This is a genomic window from Capnocytophaga granulosa ATCC 51502, from assembly GCF_000411115.1.
Taxonomy (GTDB): Bacteria; Bacteroidota; Bacteroidia; order Flavobacteriales; family Flavobacteriaceae; genus Capnocytophaga; species Capnocytophaga granulosa.
The window spans coordinates 451,399-473,723 of sequence record NZ_KE150253.1; the positions used below are offsets into that span (position 1 = coordinate 451,399).

The following is a 22,325-nucleotide window of genomic DNA, read 5'->3' on the forward strand; positions in this document are numbered from 1 at the left end:
AGGCTAATTTAATTTGTTTATAATTTTAATCCTACACTAAGGGCAAAACTTCTGGTAGTAGGCAAGGAAGAGTTCCCCATACCTTGGTTATAGATAGCACTTTCAGGATCCATACCATCCCATGCCAAGGCGCCTGTCCAGAGGTTGTAACCTGAAAGGGTAAAGTTCAAGCCTTTGATATGTTTGGTTTCAGGAAGTGGTACTTCATAAGAGAGAGATACACTACGAAGTTTTAGGAAAGTAGCATCGAATATAGCTTGCGCGTCTATTCCTTTGTAGAAAGTACTACCATATTCCTTAGGGCTAATCGCTTTGGTATTCTTTACTCCTGTAGATACGATAGTGCCGTCACTTTCTACACGTGCAACAACTCCATCGAGCACTATACCTTTTTGTCCATTAGGCCCATTGGCATCACGCTCTCTCATACCATTGGCCACAGTTTCTCGTATACTACCTGCATACATACCCAAGGCGTAAGCTCCTGCATAGTAGCTTCCTCCATGTTGGTAGTCAAAGGTAAAGGAGAGACTGAAATTTCCATAGGTAAAGGTGTTGGTAAGACCTGTGGTAAATTCTGGGTTAATGTTGCCCAAAACTTCTTTGTCTTTTGAACGAAGATAGAACCCATTTTCATCTACCAAGCGGTTTCCTGCATCATCATATACATAATTACCACCATACATTTCACCGAAAGGACGGCCTTCTATGGCGTATAACTCTACGTTTGCATAGTAGTCCCAAGTAACTTTGTAACGGCTCAAACCTGGGGCTAACTTGATGAGTTTGTTTCTGTTTCTTGAAATATTCCAATCTAGATACCAAGCAAATTTGTCGGTTTGTATAGGAGTTGCAGAAAGGGTTACTTCAAATCCCTTATTGGACATTTCCCCGCTGTTTACCTTCTTGTAAGTATATCCGTTGGAGGCATCCACAGGCATGGAGAGGATAAGGTCTTTGGAGAGAATGTCATAGTAAGAGAAGCCTAAAGAAAGGCGACTGTTAAAGAACTGAAGGTCAATACCCGCCTCTTTGGTTTCCTTAATTTCAGGACGGAGATCTGGATTTTTCTTTTCGGTAGGAACTAAATAGTATTGAGATCCTCTAAAAGACTGATAAACATCTGGATAGGTCTTAAGAACATAGGCAGAAGCATCGTTTCCTACTTGTGCCCAGCCTGCTCTGAGCTTACCATAGCTAAACCAAGAAGGTAAGTTCTTGAAAGAATTGGTAAATACATAAGAGAAAGTTACTGAAGGGTAGAAGATAGGTACTGATACGGTAGAGAACCAGTCATTGCGCCCTGTAACTTCTACGAAAGCAGTGCCTTTGTAGCCGAAAGAAGCCATACCATATACACTATTGGTACGTGTCCATGAGGAGTAAGTATATCCTCTTGGTCTTTCCTTACTATTGTCTACAGAATAGAAGTCAGGCACGATAAGTCCTCCTTGAGTAGCAGCTCCAGCATAAGCATATTTGTTTTGGGCGCGTGAAAGACCTATAAATCCTGTTAAGGAAAAGTTTTCTCCAAGATTTGGATTATAGTGTAGGCGTGTTTCGTAGTTGAAAGCAGCATTCTCATACATATATCTTTGGTATTGAGAAGTGTCGTGAGAGCCTACAGCTGTTCTTGATTCAGTCATAAGGGAGTAGATATCACCATACATCTTTCCTACCAAGAAAAGGTTATCGGTGAAGTTGTAGGTAAGCCCAATATTACCGAAAAAGCGATGACGCTTGTCATTTTGAGTAATTTCGTTGAGCATCCAATAGAGGTTATCAGCGAAGTTAGGCTTAGGATCTTCCCAACTAATTCTATTCCAAGTGCGTTGGGAGCCATCAGGAGCCTTATAGAAGCGCTCTAGATTTCTCATATCCAATTGGCGGTGTGTATATCCATAGATTACGGTAGAGAATCCACTATTATCATTGGCATCGGCATAGGTATAGTTTGGATTGTCACGTGTAGTGATAGAATAGTTTAGACCACCTTCTGCTTTGAGTTTGCTTGATAAATCAGAAGTAAAGCTAAAGGCCAAGTTGCTACGTTCAAGCTTAGTGGTAGGTACGATTCCTGAGGTAGAGGTGTTCCCCAAGGAGAAACGCAAGTTGGTTCCCGATACAGAGCGTGTAACAGAGAAAGAGTTATTAGTAGTAACCCCTGTACGGAAGAACTGATCTACGTCATGCTTAGGAGCTTGCCAAGGTACAGGTTTTAGATAGTGTTCGGAGAGATATTTTTGATCAAAAGCATACCAAGGTAGGTAAGGAGTACCATCATACTTAGGCCCCCAGCTTTCGTCAACATCGTATTGGGGAAGGTTATAGGTAGTTCCGTTGATAGTTTGTTTGACAAAGTCCAGGCTGGAACCTCCACCATATTCGTTCTGCAATTTTGGAGCAATGTAGGCATTGTCAAAACTCACAGAAGAGTTGATATCTATATTGGTTTTTCCTCCTTTGCCCGATTTGGTAGTATAGAGAATCACCCCATTACCTCCACGGCTTCCGTAGAGAGCCGTAGCAGCTCCACCAGTAAGGACGGTTACAGACTCTATATCGTCCTTGTTGATTTCGGAAGAAACATCTCCATATTTACTTCCTAAATCCACCATAGGCACCCCATCAATAACAATGAGCGGTTGGCTACTTCCTGTAACACTACCCTTACCACGGAGTTCCATTTTGGAGCCTTGCATACCTCCTGCGGAAGCAGCGGTAAGTCCTGCGGTTTTTCCTTTGAGGTCTTCTCCTCCTTCCAGCGTAGTGTCGGTATAACCTGTGGCATTGGCATCACGCTCTACCCCAAGGGCACCTACCTTTTTAGCATCTTCGGTAAGGAGTGCGAGCACTACATCAATAGTTGTTTCGAGGCCTACTTTCCTCTCTACATTTTGGTAACCCTGAGCGGTGAATTGTAAGGTTTCTTCCCCTTGTGCCTCAATGGCATACATACCCTCAGTGTTTGTTGTTGCATTGCGGCTAGTACCTACCACAAGTACGGTAGCACCAGCCACTGGTTTTCCTGCACTATCCTTTACGCTCCCTATAATGGTCTGTTGTGCGAAAGTAAGCGTAGAGGTGAGGAGGAATACCCATAAGAATAGATTCCTAAGTCTCATATCTCTAATAAATAGTTAGATTAATAACCCAAAGATACAATTTTTTCTTTAAACAACAATATGTCTCATTTAAAAAATAAAAAAATCATATATAAGTTTGTTTTTATAAACTAATATACTTAAAACATGATTAAAAAAGCTTTTTATATCTTTTATAGCTGATTTAAACAAAAAAAGAGAGCAGTCCCAAAGACTGCTCTCCAAAAAGGATTAAAATGTATTTCTACCTATTAGGGCCTGTTCTCTGCAAAAATGAGTCGGTGCATCATAGAGTCTCCATTGGTTTTCGCTCTAGCTTTGTCATAATTAGCTTGATTAAGTCCTTTGTACTCCAAAGGATAGTTCACTCTTTCAGGGACTCCTGTATTGCCTTCATACATAGATTCAAATTTGTAACTATTGTTACTGATATCTGTAGCAGATCCATCTTCATCAAGGAGGTAATTTGTTTTTACTCTTTCTCCTACTTTGATTAAGAATTTAGGATAACCTGTACGGCGATACTCTGTCCATCCTTCGTTAGGATTCATATACAGAGCTACATACTTTTGAGTCATTACAGTTTCTGCAGTAGCGGCAGGGAGACTATTGATGAAGGCTGTAGCTTTTGCTGTGTCTACATTCCATTTGTCCATAGACGCCTTTACACCAGCTTTGTACCAGTTATTGTCCCAACCTCTAATCTCAGAAAGGATGAAGCACACTTCAGAATAATCCATAATGACTTCTTTATAATCAGCCTTGAGTATGGTTGAACTGAAAATAGAAATTTTAGTTCCTCCACCGAATTGGCTTTCAGTGGTACCTTCAGCCATACCATAAGGCATTCCCTTATATTGGGTTGTATCTATAGTGGTTGATTCATCATACGCTCCTTTAAGAGCATCTTGTTTTCCAGTTCCCACAGGGGCAAAATATTTCTGTACACGAGGGTCTACTCCAAAAGATAATCCTCTATCTTGGGCATGCTTATTGGTTCCTATAAGGAATTTTACAAACGTATTAGAAGGCACATAGTCCATACGTTGGTCTATAAAATAATCATTATAGATAGGTGCACAATAATCATAGTTATCTTCGAAAAGGAGGGTCACATTCTCTCCTTCTCTGAGAAGTTCATTTTCATTACTACTTGCGTAATGATTAATTACCGCCTCTGCAGCTGCCTTAAGTTCTGCATCACTAACGTTTTTAACATGGTTAGCAATACGTAAGCGCAAAGAGTTAGTAAAACGTTTTAGCTTACCTATAGAACCGAAGATGAAATCACCTTGAGAGAAGACTTCGTCATCTTCGTTTAGGGTGCTAAGATCATTACTTACTTCACCTAATTCTTTAAGGATATCTAAGTAGATGTCTTTTTCATCAGCATATTCAGGAGTAATATATTTATCCAATTGTAGGGCTTGGAATTTTTGATTTTCTCTACTTCCATAGGAATAGTAAGGAACATCTCCAAAGGTCTCTGTCAATATACTAAAGTAGTAGGCCATCATAGTACGTGCAGCACATATTTGACCTAAATTACTTCCAAAGATAGCTGCTTCCCCTTTAGTTTCAGGGTCAGTATTGAGTTTTATAATCTTATTGAGAACTTCAGCACGCTTGTAGATTTGTTTCCAAAGATTATTTCCAGCTCCTTCTTTATACTGGTAACGACTTTCTTTGGTATAGGTAGTCTCTGAAGTATATTGCATCCAAGTACGCATCAAAGAAGCGGAGTTCTCATTTTTGCGTAGATTGTATAAGAATCCAAAGGAAGCATTGCCAAATAGAGCAGAGGTAAGGTATTCCTCAGGTTGGTTAGGGTTCTTATTAATCTCTTCAAAATCTTTTTCGCAACTACTAAAAAGCAGTCCGACAGACAATAAGGATATTATGATTCGTTTCATATTCTCTGTAATCTGTTTATTAATTGTTAATTTTATAATTTTAAGCCTACTGCGAGACTAAAGCTTCTAGTAGTTGGCAAGGAAGAGTTACCCATACCATAGTTGTAAGCAGCTGTTTCTGGATCCATACCATCCCAAGCCAAAGCTCCAGTCCATAGGTTATATCCTGAAAGGGTAAAGTTCAAGCCTTTGATATGCTTGGTTTCAGGTAGTGGCACATCATAAGAAAGGGATACACTACGTAATTTTAGATAGGTAGCATCAAATACACTTTGTTCATCCAAATCAAACATGAATGTAGTACCATATTCTTTTGGACTGATAGCTATGTCATTAGGTTTTCCTGCTTTAGGACCTGATTTGAATACCCCTGGTAGGACGATCCCTTTTTGACCTTCAGGACCATTGAGATCTTTCTCACGCATACCATTAGCAACTGTTTCACGAGCGGTACCTGCGATCATACCCAACATATAAGCACCTGCAAAATAGCTACCTCCATGTTGGTAGTCAAAAGTGAAGGAAAGGCTAAAGTTGCCATAAGTAAGGGTGTTGGTAAGTCCAGTAGTAAAGTCAGGGTTGATGTTTCCTAATGATTTTTGGTTAGAGCGAACATAGTGTCCTCTTTCATCTACCAAACGATTTCCTTGGTCATCATATTCGTATCCAGCCCCATAGATTTCTCCAAAAGGACGTCCTTCTATTGCATAAAGGTTTACAGTACCATAGTAGTCTCCTGTTACTCTATAACGTCCTAGACCTGGGTATAACTTGGTTAGCTTATTGATATTTTTTGAAAAGTTCCAATCAATATACCAACCGAACTTATCTGTTTGTACAGGAGTGGCAGAAAGAGTGATTTCAAAACCTTTGTTAGACATTTCTCCACTATTAATGTTTTTGTAAGTATATCCATTTGCTGCATCTACAGGAAGAGAAAGGATAAGGTCTTTGGAGAGAATGTCATATACAGAGAATCCTAAAGAGAGACGGCTGTTAAAGAACTGAAGGTCGATACCAGCTTCTTTAGTTTCCTTGATTTCAGGAAGTAAGTCAGGATTGTTTTGTGTGTCAGGCACTCCATAGTTTGGTGTTCCATGGAAGAGATTATTTATCACAGGGTAAGTCTTAAGCACATAAGCAGAAGCATCATTACCTACTTGAGCTAAACCTGCACGGATTTTACCATAAGAGAACCATGAAGGAAGATTCTTGAAGGAATTAGAAAACACATAAGAAGCCGTTACAGAAGGGTAGAAAATAGGTTTAGATACAGTAGAGAACCAGTCTTGACGTCCTGTAACCTCTACGAATAAAGTGCTCTTATAACCTAAAGAAGCCATCCCGAAAACACTATTAGTACGAGTCCATGAAGCATAAGTAGTAGCTGTTGGTTTCTGTAAACTGTTTTCGATAGAATAGTAATTAGGTACGATCAAGCCTCCTTGGGTAGCAGCACCTGTTTTATCATATCTATTTTCTGAACGAGCAGCTCCAATGAATCCTGTCAAGGAAAAATTCTCTCCTAAGTTAGGTGTATAGTGCAAACGAGTTTCGTAGTTAAATCCTGAATTGATATAAGTATATTTGTTATAGTCAGGTGTGTTCTGATAAGTACCTTTAGCTGTTCTTCCTTCTGTTTTAAGAGCATAGATATCCCCATAAATCTTACCTACCCAAAAGAAATTATCTGTGAAGTTGTAGGTGAAACCAATGTTACCAAATATACGATGGTTTTTATCATCAGAGGTAACCTCATTAAGAAGCCAATAGACGTTATTGCTAAAACGAGCAGATGGATCATTCCAAGCATTTCTGTTCCAAGTACGTTGAGGATTATTAATATCTTCTGATTTGTAGAATCTTTCAAGATTTCTATAATCTAACTGACGTTGTGTATATCCATATAAGAGGATAGGAAGCCCGCCATTGGAATAAGCGTCTGCATAAGTATAACCAGGGTTATGGCGGGTAGTGATAGAATAGTTAAAACCTCCTTCTGCTTTGAGCTTGCTTGATAGGTCGGAAGTAAAGCTAAAAGCCACGTTTGATTTCTCCATTTTGGTAGTAGGTACAATTCCTGTTGTTTCACTATTTCCTACAGAGAAGCGTAGGTTGGTACCTGAAAGAGAACGTGTGATAGAAATAGAGTTGTTAGTAGTAACCCCTGTACGGAAGAATTTGTCTACGTCATTCTTAGGAGCTTGCCAAGGAACAGGTTTTAGATAGTGGTCAGCAAGGAATCTTTTATCAAAAGCATACCAAGGTAGGTAAGGAGTACCATCATATTTAGGACCCCAGCTTTCATCAGGACCATAATCTGCTATATTGTATTCACGTCCTTCTATTGTTTGCTTAGTGAAACTTTGAGAAGATCCACCACCATACTCATTTTGTAATTTAGGTGCTATATAAGCATTTTCAAATGTTACAGAAGAGTTGACATCAATATTGGTCTTTCCTCCCTTACCTGATTTGGTAGTATAGAGGATAACCCCATTACCACCACGGCTACCATAGAGAGCGGTAGCAGCACCACCGGTAAGTACTGTTACGGACTCTATGTCATCTTTGTTAATTTCGGATGCAGAGTTTCCATAACCATCTCCCATTTCAGCCATAGGCACCCCATCGATAACGATCAGCGGCTGGCTACTTCCTGTTACAGAACCTGTACCACGGAGGGTCATCTTAGTCTGTCCCATACCACTTCCTGCGGCGGCAAGTCCTGCGGTTTTTCCTTTGAGGTTGTCGCCTCCCTCAAGGGTAGTTTCGGAGTACCCTGTAGCATTGGCATCACGCTCTATACCAAGAGCTCCTACTGTTTTAGCATCTTCGGAAGTAAGGGGAAGTACTACATCAATAGTAGTTTCTAATCCCACTTTCCTTTGAATGTTTTGATACCCCTGAGCGTTGAATTGTAGGGTTTCCTCGGCCTGAGCCTCAATAGAATACCCTCCTTCGGAGGAGGTAGTGGTTGCGCGACTGGTACCCACCACGATCACAGTAGCACCCGCCACAGGTTTCCCTTTACTGTCTTTTACACTACCCTTTACGGTTTGTTGTGCAAAAGCCATTGTCGTAAAGACAAGGGAACACAATAAGAATAATTTTTTTAAGTTCATATCTCTTTATGAATTTTAATTAGCGCCCCAAAGGTACGTCTTTTTTCTGGATCAGCAAGGAAAAACGATGTGTTTTTCCGCTTGTTTTGCGTTAAATTCGCCTTTTTGCTCCTAGGATGCGTAAAATCAAGTCTTTTTGCTTTTTAGTGGAAATAAGGAGGTTTTTATCTTGTTTTTGATAGAGGTAGAAATAATATCGATAGTAGAAAATATTGTATAGTCCAATTCGTTAAGGCGCAATAAATTGCGCCTCTACAGAAGACTATGCTCACCAAGAATTGTCTTAGCTATCATCTGTGTAGAGGCGCAATTTATTGCGTTTTAAAAAATCAGCAATAGTGTTTTCTAAATAAATTGAGTTTCGCAAGTCGTTTTTAGGCTATTATTGAAATTATAAACAATTAATAATCAATTATTTGTAAAAACCTCCCCCCCACCCCCCTCCAAAGGGGGAGCTTTAAGGGCGTTGAAATAGCCTAATTTGTTTATTAGGAAAATTTTCCTTCTATAACTTATTGAGCCTCTATTACTTACTAACTCCCCCCCCCCCTTGAGGGGGGGAGGGGGGGATGTTTTGAGAGTCAATAAGTTACAGAACTTGCGAAACTTAAATAAATAAATTTTTATAGTATCTCACGAGCTTTTTTCCTGACTTCAGTATGAGGTGTTAATAATCTTTTGTCAGCTTGTTCTATACCCTTTTTTATAGACTCAGCTTGGGCTTCTGTAAAACAAGTCTCTTCCTGCTTAGGGAATATTTGTTTTTCATCATACCAATTTTCAATAGAGGAGGCTTGGGTGTTGGGAGGGGCTACTAATGTATCCATAATATAGTTGTTTTAGCACCCAAAGTTACAATATTAATTAACGCGAGTTCGACGTAAGCAAAATTATATTTTTCTCCCACAGATTGCACGGATTTTCACGGAGAGAATGATAGAACAACTAAGTATAACTCCTTAATTTCCACGGATAAATAAGGCCTTTGGCCTTATAAAAATCTGTGTAAATCGCAACAGCACAATTACACAAACATAGAAAATCTGTGAAATCCGTGAAAATCTGTGGGAGCTTTCGTTATATCGAACTCACGTTAATTACAGATAACCAATGCCTATTGACAAATAATTAACCCTTGTTGAAAACTCGGTTAATAACTTATCCTATTGGGGGGAAAAGCCCTCTTTTTTCTCCTTAACTTTGTCATACCACAAAAAAAGACATGTATATGATTTATTACGCTGACCTACAAATAGTTCTGCAAGAGGTGCCTGGACAAATCAGCTTATGTGTGAGTGTAACTGGTTGTCCGCTGGGCTGCAAGGGGTGTCATTCGCCCTTTCTGTGGAAAAAGGGTACAGGAACTCCGCTGACCGATGAGGTGTTTATCACTACCCTTGAGCGCTATAAGGATATGATCTCCTGTGTGCTCTTTATGGGGGGCGAATGGGAAGAGGCAGCACTTATCCACAAACTACAAATTGCCCGTGCCTATGGGCTGCATACCTGCCTCTATACAGGACTTACAGAAGAGAAGGTATCTACAGCTATCAAAAAGGAACTTACTTGGCTTAAGGCAGGCCCCTGGATAGAGGCCTTAGGCGGCCTATCAGAAGCTACTACCAACCAGCGCTTTATAGAGGTAAGCACTGGGAGAATACTCAATGAAATGTTTCATCATTAGTAGTCAGAAGTCAGAGGACAGAAGACAGTAGTCAGTCTGACAACTAACTACTAACCACTAATAACTTATAAATCAAATTCCTATGATTCGACTTACACAAAATCAAATCCAGCAGAAAATTGAATTTATAAATCAATATCTGCATGCGGAAAATGCCGCTACCGCTTCTCAGGTAGATGCTAATGCCAATGTAACAAGCAAGAACATCGCTACCATGGAGGCGGAAATCAACAAGGATATCAATATCCAAATCAACCGCGAACTGGTACGCCGCAAGATAGCGGAGCTTTTCGGGGAAGAACTCGCTGGGGAATACATTCGCCAGATAGAGGCGCACGAGATCTATGTGCATGATGAGACTTCTCTAAAGCCTTATTGCGTGTCTATCAGTATGTATCCTTTCCTCTTGGACGGGCTGATAAAGCTCGGAGGGGAGAGTCGTGCCCCTAAGCACTTGGAGAGCTTCTGTGGGGAGTTTGTCAATCTGGTCTTTGCCATTAGCTCTCAGTTCGCAGGGGCTTTGGCTACAGTGGAGTTTTTGCTCTATTTTGACCACTTTGCTACCAAGGACTATGGAGAGGATTATTTGGAAACACACCCCAAGCTGATAGAGAATCACCTCCAGCATGTAGTCTATGCCATTAACCAACCTGCGGCAGCCCGTGGCTACCAGTCTGTTTTTTGGAATATCTCCCTCTATGATGAGCCTTACTTTGACAGCATGTTTGGTGAGTTTGTTTTCCCTGATATGAGCCGCCCTAGCTATGATAGGCTCTTCAAGTTGCAACACTTTTTCCTCAAGTGGTTCAATGCCGAACGCCTTAAAGCGATCCTCACTTTCCCTGTGGTAACAGCGGCTATGCTTACGGCTAAGGGCAAGCCTGTGGATCAAGATTTTGCCAATATGTGTGCTGGGGAACTCAGCGAGGGGAACTCCTTCTTTGTCTATCAGTCCGAGAGTGCCGATAGCCTCGCTTCCTGCTGCCGCTTGCGCAACGAGATTTCCGACCATACCTTTAGTTATTCCTTAGGGGCAGGGGGCGTGGCTACGGGGTCTATCAATGTGATTACGCTAAATATGAACCGCCTCATTCAGCAAAAACGCAACCTTGCCGAAGAGGTACGCAAAATACATAAGTACCAAGTGGCGTTTCGCAAACTTATAGAGGAGTACAAAAATGCAGGACTGCTACCGGTCTATGATGCGGGCTTTATCTCCCTTGACAAGCAGTTCTTGACAATTGGTATTAATGGTATGGTAGAGGCCGCCGAATACTTGGATATTGCCCCTACCAACAATGAGCAGTATAAGGAGTTTGTACGCCACCACCTCAAGATTATCTATGATGAAAACCGCAAGGCACGCCAGATATATGGTTATATGTTCAATACCGAGTTTGTCCCTGCGGAAAACTTAGGAGTGAAGAACGCCCTTTGGGACAAGAAATCAGGCTTGTTCTCTCCACGTGAGTGTTATAATTCCTATTTCTATGCAGTGGAAGACGACCATATAAATGTCTTGGACAAGATTATCCTCCACGGCAAGGAGTTTATCGAGTACTTAGACGGGGGGTCTGCTCTGCACCTCAATTTGGAAGAGACACCCAACAAAGAGGGCTTCCTCAAGCTGCTCAATGCAACGGCTTTAGCGGGTTGTAACTATTTCTGTTTCAATATTCGTATTACAATCTGTAATGAATGCAACCATATAGATAAGCGTACACTCTTTGAGTGCCCAGAGTGCCACAGCGAGAATGTGGATCATGCCACTCGTGTGATTGGCTACCTCAAGCGTGTATCTTGCTTTAGCACCGCAAGGCAGAAGGAACACAAGCTCAGACACTACCACCTTTCTACAAGTAAAAAGTAAAAAGTAAAAGGTAAAAAGTGAAAAATGACCAATGATAACCTAATTATTAGGGGCGTCATTGGTCATTTTTTATTAATGCGAATCAATAGTTATAGTCAAACAAAAATGGTTTGCGAAAAATTAGCATGAGCAGGTGTAGGGGCGAATGGCAATTCGCCCTTGAAAGAGCGCAAATTAGGAATGAATTCCTTGCCTTATTTATTCGTATTCTAAATATGATTGACTATAAAACACTATTAGCAAACTATCTAAGAGGCTGTCCGAAAAGCCTTGTTTTTAGAGGGCGAATTGCCTCACATACTCCGCTTTCGCGGACTTTGCCCCTACAGCAATACCCAAAAACAACTGATTATCAATAAAATAAGATTTAAATTGAGTGTTATTTACACTTCAAAAAGCAGTGTTTTGGATTTTCGGACAGCCCCTTAATGAATTAGACTATACAATTGTTCTTCTACTATTGATTCGGATTTTTACTTTACCTTTTACTTTTTACCTTTTAATTAGTTTAATGAGTACAGGTGCAGTGGTAATCAGTACAATGAAGAGGACGATTAGCTCTAAGTGCTTTTTGAGATCTATGCCAAATTGGTCTATAAAGAGCTTATCTAGGTAGTGTCCCATAAAAACAAGGGTAAAAGACCATGCTATGGCACCTATAATATTGTATACCATGAACTGGCCTCGGCGCATCCCTACAATCCCCGCTACGATAGGGGCAAAAGTACGTACAATAGGGAGAAAACGAGCAGCGATGACCGCAACGGCACCATGCTGTTTATAGAAAACATCGGCCTTGAGTAGGTATTTGCGCTTGAAGAAGAACGAATCTTTACGTTCGTAAAGCGCATGTCCGCTACGCCTACCAAACCAATAACTGACCATATTACCTATGATAGCCGCCAGAGCAATAGAGGAGGCTATGATGGTCGTATCCAAGAAATCACTACCTGTAATACCAAAGGTATCCCTTACCATAGGTACAGCATAGATACCAGAAATAAATAGGAGACTATCCCCAGGGAGGAAAAAGCCTATGAAAAGCCCTGTCTCGGCAAAGATGATGAATAATACCAACCAATATCCACCTAACTTAATGTAAAACTCTGGATTTACAAGGTCGCTCCAGCTTTGGAAATGTTCCATATATGTTCTTATTTAGTGTTTTGTGTTTAATCACTCGTCTGTATGACGGTCGTAAGAATAACGCCCCAGATCCATGGCTTGGTTGAATATCTGTTTGGCTTCTTCCAAGCGGCCTACATGGGCGTATATCTCAGCACAACGACGCAAAAAGGTAGGATTGTCTCCTTCGTTGAGCAGTACTTGATTGACGTATTTTTCGGCTTTTTCATAATCATTCTCCCTAGCATAATAATCCACCAAGGCTAGCCAAGCCTTACTTGACTGTGGGTCTTCGTGTACAGCCTTGAAATAATACTGCTCGGCCATCACTCTATCGCCCAACTTCTCATAGCAATTGCCAATGCGCAAATAGGCAAAAGACGAGGGGTCGTCCAGAGAAAGGGTAATTTTATAGTTCTCTATGGCCAACTTGTATTCCTTGAGGCGTTCCAATACTTTTCCTTTTTCAAAATAGGCGCCTGTGAAGGTGTCATCGCTGATAATGGCAAAATCAAACGCCCTGAGTGCCTCTTGAAAATTGTTCTGTACCATATATTGCCTGCCTAAGCTATGCCAGGCCACTTCGCAATAAGGATTGTTGTCAAGGAAGGCAGTAAGGAACTGTATAGCCTGCTCGTTTTCGCCTAAGAAATCAAAACAGTGTAGGAGTTGTTGTAGGGAAAAATAATCCTCAGGATCGCGAGTTAGGCAGCGTTTGAAATATTTCTTGGCCAAGGCATACGACTCCATATACATATACTCCATGGCAATCTGAGAATCAATATCCGAAGGGTCATCACTGAAGGAAAGGGCATACTGGAGTAGTTCTATGGCCTTGGTATGGTTATTTTTTTTAGAATATAAGTGGGCGCGCTGCACATATATCTCGGCATTGTAAGGCTCCTCGTGGAGGATTTCGTCCAAGATATCACCTGCCTGCTGAAGGTTATCCTCATAGATCAGCATCTCGGCCTGTAAGAGCCTAAGAGCAGCTACAAAGGGGAATTGGCTAAGGGCTGTGTCTATGGCCTGTTTGGCCTTGGCATATTTGGCATTTTCAAAATAGTAAAGGATAATATCCTCATACTGATAGCTTTCAAAAAAACCTACCTTATGTTCGCTAAGCAGGGTCTCATAACGAGAAATCACCTCCCCGCGTTCATCTTTATTTGAGTACATTGTTATTTTAAGTAATTGGCTACAGCGAACACTCTTATAATCAAGAAGTTGCCCGCTGTATAAAGTGCATTTTTTCAGGGAGCTAAAATACAACTTTTTATCCTATCTCCGACAAAGTTGGTTATAACTTTTTATTTTGTTGATAACTTTAAAAGGCTGCCCCGAAGGACAGCCTTTTTAGTGCTTAGTTTTTAGTTTTGAATTTTTAATCTGAGTAATTAAAAAAACTCAAAACTCAAAACTTTTTTAGAGCCATTTCACCAATGGGAAATCCTGGCGGTGAGGCAAGAGTTCATGCTTAGGATAGAGTCGCAAAGCAATCATAAAGAGGCCTGCACCCTCAGTGGCAGCGGAGAGCTTATAGGTAGCTACACGGCCAGAGAAGGAAATAAGTTCTGCCTGAATGAGTTGGTCTACCTTTAGCGTACCTTCTTCCTTACGAGTAACCACTAGTTCTAAGCCTATATCTTCAGGAGTAAGTTCGCTTAGGTAGAGGTCTACAGTGGCCTCATACTTCTTACCCAAGGAGATCAGTTCGGTGTCTCGCTTAGGGGCAACCACTTTCTCCACTCGTATATGTGCCCACTCTTGGCTAACCTTCTTCTTCCACTGAGAAAGAGCAATAGCCTTCTCGAAGTTGTTGGATCTAAGTAGTTTAGAGCGTTTTTGCTGTGGATAGTAGTATTGGTTTTCATAATCAGTAAGCATACGATAGGTTGTAAATTTAGGAGCTACCTTACCTATGGTATTCTTGATAAAGTTACACCATTCTATGGAAATACCTTTGCCCTCTTTGTCCTTGTTATAGAAAGCAGGAGCGATTTGGTCTTCTATGATGTTGTAGATCAGCTCAGCATCGAGTTCGTCTTGGTACTTTTGGTTTTCATAGGTACGTTTTTGAGGAAGCATCCAGCCGGCATCTTCGCGGTAACCTTCTACCCACCAGCCATCGAGTACGCTAAAGTGCATCACCCCGTTCATAGCGGCCTTTTCTCCACTAGTACCAGAGGCTTCGAGCGGACGTGTAGGCGTGTTCATCCATACATCCACCCCTTGGATCAGGGTACGGGCCAAGTCCATGTCATAGTTAGAGAGGAAGATGATCTTTCCTAAGAAGCGTGGCTGCTTGGATATTTCCACTATATGCTTGATGAGGTCTTGCCCAGCCTTGTCGGCAGGGTGAGCCTTTCCAGCAAAGATAAACTGTACAGGACGTTCTGGGTTATTGATAATCGCATCAAGCCTGTCTAGATTGGTAAAGAGCAGGTGAGCACGCTTATAAGTAGCGAAACGACGGGCAAAACCTATGGTAAGTACATCATCACGTAGAGAATCAAATACTTCCACAATCTCACGAGGAGTGAAATAGGTGATATTTTGACTATCGGTTAGGTTGTGCTTGATACGGCGTATGAGCTTAGAGCGGAGTTCTTGCTTGATTTGGGCTACTTTCTCATCAGGGACATCGTAAATACCTTCGAACGATGCTTCTGTATAGGCGCCAATCTCCTTCTTGAAGTACTTTTCTTCCACTTCTTTCCATAGGGGCGAAGTCCAGGTAGGACGGTGTACTCCATTGGTTACATAGCTGATATGGAGTTCCTCTGGTAGGTAGCCTTTCCACATATCTTTGAAGATATCACGGCTTACCTCGCCATGGAGCATACTCACCCCATTGACTTCCTGAGAGAGGTTTGCAGCCAAGAAGCTCATGGAGAATTTCTCATGAGGATCATTCACATTGATCTTACCAAGGGAAAGAATCTGTTGCCAATCCACATGGAGTTTTTCGGCATAGTCGCCTATGAAAGCCCGTAGCATAGTTTCCTCAAAGGCATCATGCCCCGCAGGTACTGGGGTGTGCGTTGTAAAGAGGGAAGAGGCACGAACCACTTCTACCGCTTCGGAGAAAGAAAGGTGATGTTCGTTGATAAATTTGTTCAAACGTTCCAAACCAATTAAGGCGGCGTGTCCTTCGTTGCAGTGGTATATATCATAGGAAACACCTAAGCTGCGGAGTACCTTGATACCACCCAAGCCCAAAAGCATTTCTTGCTTGAGTCGGTTCTCCCAGTTACCTCCATATAAGTGGTGAGTGATGGTGCGGTCTTCTTCGTTATTGTCCTCATAGTCAGTATCCAAGAGGTAAAGCTCAATACGCCCTACATCCACACGCCATACACGTGCATAGAGGGTACGACCTGGCAAGGCCAAGGAGATTTTTAGCCATTTGCCATCCTTGTCAAGCACTGGGGAAACAGGAATCTTGGTGAAATCCTGTGCTTCATATTCGGACTCTTGATTACCAAAGGCAGAAATCTTCTGAGTGAAATAACCATAGCGGTAAAGCAAGCCCACCCCTGTGATCTTGGTAGCCTTGTCGCTGGCTTCCTTGAGGTAGTCGCCGGCCAAGATACCCAAACCTCCAGAGTAGATCTTTAGCGAAGAGTGCAAACCAAATTCCATGCTGAAGTAAGCGATGGAAGGATTGGTCATCTCTTTCTTCTTTTCCATGTAAGTCAAGAAGTCTTTGTATACCTTATCCAAACGTGCCATGAAGGTAGCATCGTTCTCCAAGGCCTTGAACTTACTGAGTGAAATGGAGTCAAGTAGCAAAATAGGGTTCTTATGTGCACGACGCCACTCTTCAGGATCTATGCTCTTGAAAAGTTGTTCAGCTTCTTCGTTCCAGCACCACCAAAGGTTTTTAGCCAATTCCTCAAGGGCTTTGAATTTCTCAGGAGTAGCACGGTGTACGATCACACTGCGCCAGAAAGGCGTATTGACTACCTTGGATTGTTCCCATACTTCCACATCGGTATCAGCTATAGGTAGGTTGGCCAAGCGTGGTTGTAACTTATTGAGGGTGAGTTCGTAGGCTTTTTGGTAATAAACAAAAAACTTATCCCAAAGGGCTGCCTTTCCTATCTGTTGGGCATCTTCCCATAGTGCTTCGTAAGCAGTAGGGGAGAGGCGGGCAATTTTTTCTATTTGGCTTACCACTCCTACCACCACTTCTTGGTAGTTGCTGTCATCGCGACGGAGCACCTTCAAGGCCAAGTTTTCGTTGGGGAAATGCGCCAAAGCCCAAGAGCCAAAGCCTGCTAAGGTAGTGGTAATGGTAGGCACCCCAAAGCATAAACTCTCAAAAGGTGTATAGCCCCATGGCTCATAGTAGGACGGGAATACAGTAAGGTCTATCCCTGTCAAAAGGTCGTAGTAGGAGAGGTCAAACACCCCATCATTGCCCAAAAGATAGCTCGGACAATACACCACTTTTACCTTATCTTGCAGTTGGTTAAAGAATTGTGCTTCTTTTAGTTTGGATATGATAGTATTGTGATATTCATCAGTTACCAAATGTGTCGTATAAGTCTGCCCAACGGTGTTAGTTCCTTCATAAGCCGAAGGAATAAGAATGAAAGCAACCACTTCTCGGTCAAAGGTAGCATCCTTATTGATTTCTTGAAGAGCATCGATAAAGACATCTATTCCCTTGTTTCTGAACTCATTGCGTCCGCTAATAGCCACAAAGAAAGGTTTCTTTTCAAAGGTAGTTCCTGTAACCTTTTGGGCTACTTCTTGGAGCTTAGCGGCAGCTCTTTTGTGTTTTTCAAGGAAGCTAGTACGATCGCTTATATGACCTTCGTCAAAGCCATTAGGAGTAACCACCTCTGGGATACGGCCTAAGAAGTGTGCGGCCTCGCGAGCAGTAATATCGCTTACAGTAGTAAATACATCGGCCTGACAAGCAGCCTTAGCTTCTAGGAAGTGCTTATGCTGTACGGAGAAGCGGTAGGCCAATTCGGTAGGCTTGTACTCCTCCAAATAGTTGTACAGTGCCCAGCCATTGCCAGCTATGCTACGACCCAAGACGGTCGCATGAGTAGTGAATACGGTACCCACCTGTGGAACTTCCTGCTTGAGATAGAGTAAGGCAGTACCACTCATCCACTCATGGAAATGGGCAATGGCACGTTCGCGTACCCCTACTTGGAAACGGATAAAGCTCTCCAAGACCTTTCCTACGGCATAGCCAAAGAGGGCAGACTCGGTAAAGTCCCAAGAGGCATTGAGCGAATCCAGCTGTTGGGTATTCCAATAATAGGTAAGAATTTCATTTTTCTCGCTAATATAATGGGAAAAATCCACCAAAATAGCAATGGGTTTTCCTTTTATATTCCAATACCCTGTTCTTACGCGTAGGCCTTCCTCCTTTGTACGAGCGAGCCATGAAGGGAAAAGCGCGTCATCTTGTACGAACTCAGGGTTTTCCTTGTGTTGCCATAGGTCAGGGCCTATGGTAATATACTTGTCTGCAAACTTGTCTCTGAGCAGTGCAGCACGTGTTGCCAATACGGTATGTATGCCCCCAATCTTGTTGCATACTTCCCAGCTAATTTCAAATAAATAATTCGGATCCATTGTTATTTCTTCTTTCATTGATTATGGTTCTAACACTCTGCAAATATAAATAATATTTACAAGGAAAAAAAGTAAAACAACTGATTTTTAATCTCTTTTTTTCAACAACTTGATTATCAACGATTAATGGTTAACGGTCAATCGTTAATTGTTATGAGGGCTAACCACTAATAATTAACAATTGACAGCTGATAATTAACAATTACCCTGACACGGTTTGTCCAGTTAGGCGGCTATCTTTGCATCGTGGAAGAAAGAAGTTTATAAATCCATAGATTTTTATAGGCAAAAAGGAAATACATGTCATAAAAATTTTGTATATTTGTCGCAAATTTTAAAACACTTAAATATTTGAGATAAACATACCATAGAAATATCATGATATAGCGTTTCGCTTTGATTTTCCCGCTCCGGAATACGACCAAACATTTCAATAGCACAAGGAAAGCAAAGGACGAAATGCCTGCCTTATAAGCGCAGGTATTCCTTTTTGCTTTTGTGTTAGCCTTTGGTCGGGCTCCGGACGAAGTAGAAGGAAGCCTGCGCTTAGTGTGTTTTTAAGAGGAAAAAATAAATATTAAAAATGAAAATACAAGAATTATTAGAAGAATTCGACAAGATTCAAAGACAGAACCAAAAAGGAGGTAATAGTTTTAATTTTTTCCAATTTATTGAAGATAAGTTTTGGAAAATTACTGAAACTAAGCATAGTCGTATTTTAGCTTTTCTCTTGGATCCAAAGGAAACACATGGACAAGGAGGAGCTTTCCTAAAACTCTTTCTTGATAAATTAGAATTTGATATAACTAACTTTAATGAGAAAGAATGGAAAGTGTTTGTTGAAAGGAATAATATTGATATTCTTTTACAATCTAACTCAATTAGTATTGTAATTGAGAACAAATCTAATGGAGCTGTAAACCAAAATAATCAATTATACCGCTATTGGGATAGTGCTATATTCCAATTTCATCATAAAGATATGGAGAGAGCTGAAGACAAAAACTACTCTCGTATTGTATATTTACCTGATGGTTGGTGGTATGATCGTAACCCTACAGAACAGACCAAAGAACGTCCTAATTATCTATCGGCAGAGGAATATCCTGAAAAACTTAATGAAAATATTATTACGACTTGGACATATGTAAAAGAGATAAAAGAGTGGCTGACAGAATGTGCTAATAGCATAAGTGAAAGTAATATTATTAAATACTTTATCAACAACTATATAACTTATTGGAGTAAAACAAAAATAAAAGACAAACAATATATGGAAATTTTAAAGAAACACTTAGAAACCATTGAAGAATGGAAAAATCTCAATGAGATTGTAAATCAATTTCAAAATTTAAAATCTCAATGGATAACAGACTTTGAGAAAGAAATGAAAGTTGAAAATTCAGATAACTTTTGGGGACAAAGAAAAACATTATCTCCCTATGATTTCCGTTGGGGAATTAAAGGAAGTGACTGGACAGATATGTGTATCTTGTTCTACCCTTCCGAATATGGAATTTCAATTTGGGGACAAAAGCTCTATAAAGTAAAAGATAAATATAAAACCCAATTTGAGGAAATTTTTGGTGAAGATTTTCAATGGATAGAGGATTCTAATAGCAATTATGTTATGTGTCTGAAAGATGATTGTTTTGAATTTGATGAAGTTGATTTACCTTGGCAATTTTATAATAATACTCAATTGGTAAAACGAATAAAAGAAGTAATTACCAAATATACAAACAATCCTAAAGTAGTTGAGCTTTTCAAGACAATAAATGTAGATCCTAAAGAGTAAACAAAATGAAAAATATAGTATCACTCTTCAAACATCTATCCAACATTAATAGGGCTTATGAAATAGTTAAAAAAAGTACTAATGAAGATTTTAATATTTTCTCTATTTTACGAATGGAAACAGATGAAGTGAACACTCATTCTCGCTTTATTGCAGAACTACTTAATCCTAAGGGAAGTCATTTTCAAGAAGAGAAATTTTTAGAATTATTTATAAAATACTTCAATGATCTAAGGAGAATAGAAGATAATAATAATTTTTTAAATTCACCCATAGAGTTAAATCCTAAAAAGTCAGTTGTTGAAGTAGAAAAATATATAGCTCCTAAAACCAAAGAAGAAGGGGGACGGTTAGATATTGCTATCTCTGAAGGTAAAGAAAACTTTATCTGTATTGAGAACAAAATATATGCAGGGGAGCAGGAAAATCAGATGGAAAGATACTACAACTATGCTAAAAAAGCAGCTAAACAACATCATATTTTCTTCTTAACACTTTTTGGGGATAAGCCAAGTAGTATTCATAGCGAAGATTGTATTATCTATAACATATCTTACAAAAAACACATTGTAGAATGGCTTGAGCTTTGTAAAAAAGAAGTTGCTGATAATGCTATTATTAGAGAAACTATTAATCAATACATCAATCTTATCAAAAAGCTCACCTATCAAACTATTAACAAAGAAATGGAAAAAGACATTCAAGACCTCATTCTAAAAAACTATAGTGAAAGTAGCCTTATCTATAAAAGTTTTGAAAAAGCTATTTACAATCCTATTAACGTCATTATCGAAAATTTAAGTCGTAAAATATCAAGCTACTTACAAAATCAAAACTCTAAGTGGCATATTTTCCATACAGGTACTCTTAACAGCCTAAGCGATAGAGGCAGAATATTCATAAAGCCTAAATTTTTCAATGATAATGGCAGTATTGCCATAGAAGAATTTAACCCGTTAACAACAGCTCAACACTTTGGACATAGAGTGTTTTATGGGTTATTCAACAAAAATCCTAACCTCCAGATTCCTTTTCCTATGTCCTATCCAGAAAACAAGAAAGAAGGATGGTTAAATTATGAATTTTGTCCTATTTTTGAAGGTATTGAATTAAAAACTGACGAAGATAACTTCATTGAGTTGCTTACTAATGAGACTAAAATGCAGGAACTAACTGAGCACTTATACGAGAGTTTTATTCAGTATTTTGAAAAATATGCTGAGGACTATTTAAACTTTCTCAATGGTGAACAATTAGACCTTACCAACTTCTTAAATAATCCAGTAAAAAAACTAAAAAATATCAATATCCTTGAGATTTACTATCTTTTTGAAAATACATTCAATATCAGCAATTATAAGAATGTTACTAAAAAATGGATTTATGATAATCGTTGTTTTGTTGTTGATTTTAATAATAGATTGGCTTGTGATCTCTATATAGAAAACGAAGAGATGTTTTTAGATTGCCTTCATAGAGACAATAAAGATATCAAACATTTAATCCCTACTAATTATGAAATAAGACCTGATACTCGTTATAGATTTTTTCTTAAGGGAGAAACTTTAGCACAGAAATTTAAAGACTTTGAGGATAATTATATTAACTTTATAGATATCAAAATAGCTTAATATCGGTCTTTATAACAAAACTTCCCCACTCCTAAGAAAAGTGGGGATATTTTTCCAAAAAAATATTACACATGGTCATAGTTTGTCCATTTACATGTGTATCTTTGCAGCGTGGAAGAAAGAATTGACAATTAACAATTAATAATTATGCAGTTGTATTTAGATGACCTTCGCCCTACCCCAGAGGGTTTTGACCGTGTATATAGCTACGAGGAGTTTGTGGCCTATCTTGAGAGAAAAGGTTTGCCTGATTTTATTTCCTTTGACCATGACTTAGGGGAAGACTTATCAGGTTATGACTGTGCAAAGTATTTAGTAGAGTACTGCTTAGTGCATCAACTCCCTCTGCCCAACTATCAAGTACATAGCCAAAACCCTGTAGGCAAGGAAAATATAGAACGCTTGTTGGAGAACTTTAGAAGTTTTGAGGTTTAATTTTTTGATAAAAAATAGTATATTTGTGCTCATTAA

General features: G+C 39.9%; 12 protein-coding genes. 5 read left to right on the plus strand and 7 right to left on the minus strand.

The window, feature by feature from the left end; all coding sequences use genetic code 11:
* Nucleotides 1–17: 17 nt before the first annotated feature.
* From HMPREF9331_RS07105 to HMPREF9331_RS07120, 4 genes are all read right to left on the minus strand, one after another.
* Complete coding sequence (locus tag HMPREF9331_RS07105) at nt 18–3,125, minus strand: SusC/RagA family TonB-linked outer membrane protein (RefSeq protein WP_016420317.1); 3,108 nt, start codon at nt 3,123–3,125, stop codon at nt 18–20.
* A gap of 230 nt (nt 3,126–3,355) precedes the next feature.
* Nucleotides 3,356–5,017 (minus strand): SusD/RagB family nutrient-binding outer membrane lipoprotein, encoded by a 1,662-nt coding sequence (locus tag HMPREF9331_RS07110; RefSeq protein ID WP_016420318.1) that lies wholly within the window; start codon nt 5,015–5,017, stop codon nt 3,356–3,358.
* A 32-nt stretch (nt 5,018–5,049) separates the two neighbouring features.
* Complete coding sequence (locus HMPREF9331_RS07115) at nt 5,050–8,142, minus strand: SusC/RagA family TonB-linked outer membrane protein (protein ID WP_016420319.1); 3,093 nt, start codon at nt 8,140–8,142, stop codon at nt 5,050–5,052.
* 623 nt (nt 8,143–8,765) lie between these two features.
* Nucleotides 8,766–8,969 (minus strand): hypothetical protein, encoded by a 204-nt coding sequence (locus HMPREF9331_RS07120; protein WP_016420320.1) that lies wholly within the window; start codon nt 8,967–8,969, stop codon nt 8,766–8,768.
* Between the two features lie 401 nt (nt 8,970–9,370).
* On the opposite strand from HMPREF9331_RS07120, the gene nrdG reads away from it, so the two are divergent.
* A complete protein-coding gene (gene nrdG, locus HMPREF9331_RS07125; RefSeq protein WP_016420321.1) occupies nt 9,371–9,826 on the plus strand; it encodes an anaerobic ribonucleoside-triphosphate reductase activating protein in 456 nt (151 codons plus the stop codon).
* Nucleotides 9,827–9,908: 82 nt separating this feature from the next.
* Nucleotides 9,909–11,696 (plus strand): anaerobic ribonucleoside-triphosphate reductase, encoded by a 1,788-nt coding sequence (nrdD, locus tag HMPREF9331_RS07130; RefSeq protein ID WP_016420322.1) that lies wholly within the window; start codon nt 9,909–9,911, stop codon nt 11,694–11,696.
* 492 nt (nt 11,697–12,188) lie between these two features.
* On the opposite strand, the gene HMPREF9331_RS07140 is transcribed toward nrdD, so the two are convergent.
* The 3 genes from HMPREF9331_RS07140 to glgP all read right to left on the minus strand — a co-directional run bounded on the left by HMPREF9331_RS07140 (nt 12,189) and on the right by glgP (nt 18,443).
* Nucleotides 12,189–12,842, minus strand: a complete 654-nt coding sequence (locus HMPREF9331_RS07140; RefSeq protein ID WP_016420324.1) for a DedA family protein — start codon at nt 12,840–12,842, stop codon at nt 12,189–12,191.
* Nucleotides 12,843–12,872: 30 nt separating this feature from the next.
* Nucleotides 12,873–14,000: a tetratricopeptide repeat protein gene (locus HMPREF9331_RS07145; protein WP_016420325.1), complete on the minus strand. Its 1,128-nt coding sequence runs from the start codon at nt 13,998–14,000 to the stop codon at nt 12,873–12,875.
* A gap of 246 nt (nt 14,001–14,246) precedes the next feature.
* A complete protein-coding gene (glgP, locus tag HMPREF9331_RS07150; protein WP_016420326.1) occupies nt 14,247–18,443 on the minus strand; it encodes an alpha-glucan family phosphorylase in 4,197 nt (1,398 codons plus the stop codon).
* 565 nt (nt 18,444–19,008) lie between these two features.
* Here glgP and HMPREF9331_RS07155 point away from each other — a divergent pair.
* The 3 genes from HMPREF9331_RS07155 (at nt 19,009) to HMPREF9331_RS07165 (ending at nt 22,289) form a co-directional block, all read left to right on the plus strand.
* The gene (locus HMPREF9331_RS07155; protein ID WP_016420327.1) at nt 19,009–20,223 is read left to right on the plus strand and encodes a PDDEXK-like family protein; all 1,215 of its coding nucleotides are present in this window, start codon (nt 19,009–19,011) and stop codon (nt 20,221–20,223) included.
* A gap of 5 nt (nt 20,224–20,228) precedes the next feature.
* On the plus strand, nt 20,229–21,854 hold the full coding sequence (locus tag HMPREF9331_RS12615) for a PDDEXK-like family protein (RefSeq protein ID WP_016420328.1): 1,626 nt from the start codon (nt 20,229–20,231) through the stop codon (nt 21,852–21,854).
* A gap of 147 nt (nt 21,855–22,001) precedes the next feature.
* A complete protein-coding gene (locus tag HMPREF9331_RS07165; protein ID WP_016420329.1) occupies nt 22,002–22,289 on the plus strand; it encodes a cyclic-phosphate processing receiver domain-containing protein in 288 nt (95 codons plus the stop codon).
* Nucleotides 22,290–22,325 lie beyond the last annotated feature (36 nt).

Excerpts from the sequence above, each read along its gene's own strand:
- HMPREF9331_RS07105 (WP_016420317.1), bottom strand. The coding sequence starts at position 3,125 with ATGAGACTTAGGAATCTATTCTTATGGGTATTCCTCCTCACCTCTACG.
- HMPREF9331_RS07110 (WP_016420318.1), bottom strand. The coding sequence starts at position 5,017 with ATGAAACGAATCATAATATCCTTATTGTCTGTCGGACTGCTTTTTAGT.
- HMPREF9331_RS07115 (WP_016420319.1), bottom strand. The coding sequence starts at position 8,142 with ATGAACTTAAAAAAATTATTCTTATTGTGTTCCCTTGTCTTTACGACA.
- HMPREF9331_RS07120 (WP_016420320.1), bottom strand. The coding sequence starts at position 8,969 with ATGGATACATTAGTAGCCCCTCCCAACACCCAAGCCTCCTCTATTGAA.
- nrdG (WP_016420321.1), top strand. The coding sequence starts at position 9,371 with ATGATTTATTACGCTGACCTACAAATAGTTCTGCAAGAGGTGCCTGGA.
- nrdD (WP_016420322.1), top strand. The coding sequence starts at position 9,909 with ATGATTCGACTTACACAAAATCAAATCCAGCAGAAAATTGAATTTATA.
- HMPREF9331_RS07140 (WP_016420324.1), bottom strand. The coding sequence starts at position 12,842 with ATGGAACATTTCCAAAGCTGGAGCGACCTTGTAAATCCAGAGTTTTAC.
- HMPREF9331_RS07145 (WP_016420325.1), bottom strand. The coding sequence starts at position 14,000 with ATGTACTCAAATAAAGATGAACGCGGGGAGGTGATTTCTCGTTATGAG.
- glgP (WP_016420326.1), bottom strand. The coding sequence starts at position 18,443 with ATGAAAGAAGAAATAACAATGGATCCGAATTATTTATTTGAAATTAGC.
- HMPREF9331_RS07155 (WP_016420327.1), top strand. The coding sequence starts at position 19,009 with ATGAAAATACAAGAATTATTAGAAGAATTCGACAAGATTCAAAGACAG.
- HMPREF9331_RS12615 (WP_016420328.1), top strand. The coding sequence starts at position 20,229 with ATGAAAAATATAGTATCACTCTTCAAACATCTATCCAACATTAATAGG.
- HMPREF9331_RS07165 (WP_016420329.1), top strand. The coding sequence starts at position 22,002 with ATGCAGTTGTATTTAGATGACCTTCGCCCTACCCCAGAGGGTTTTGAC.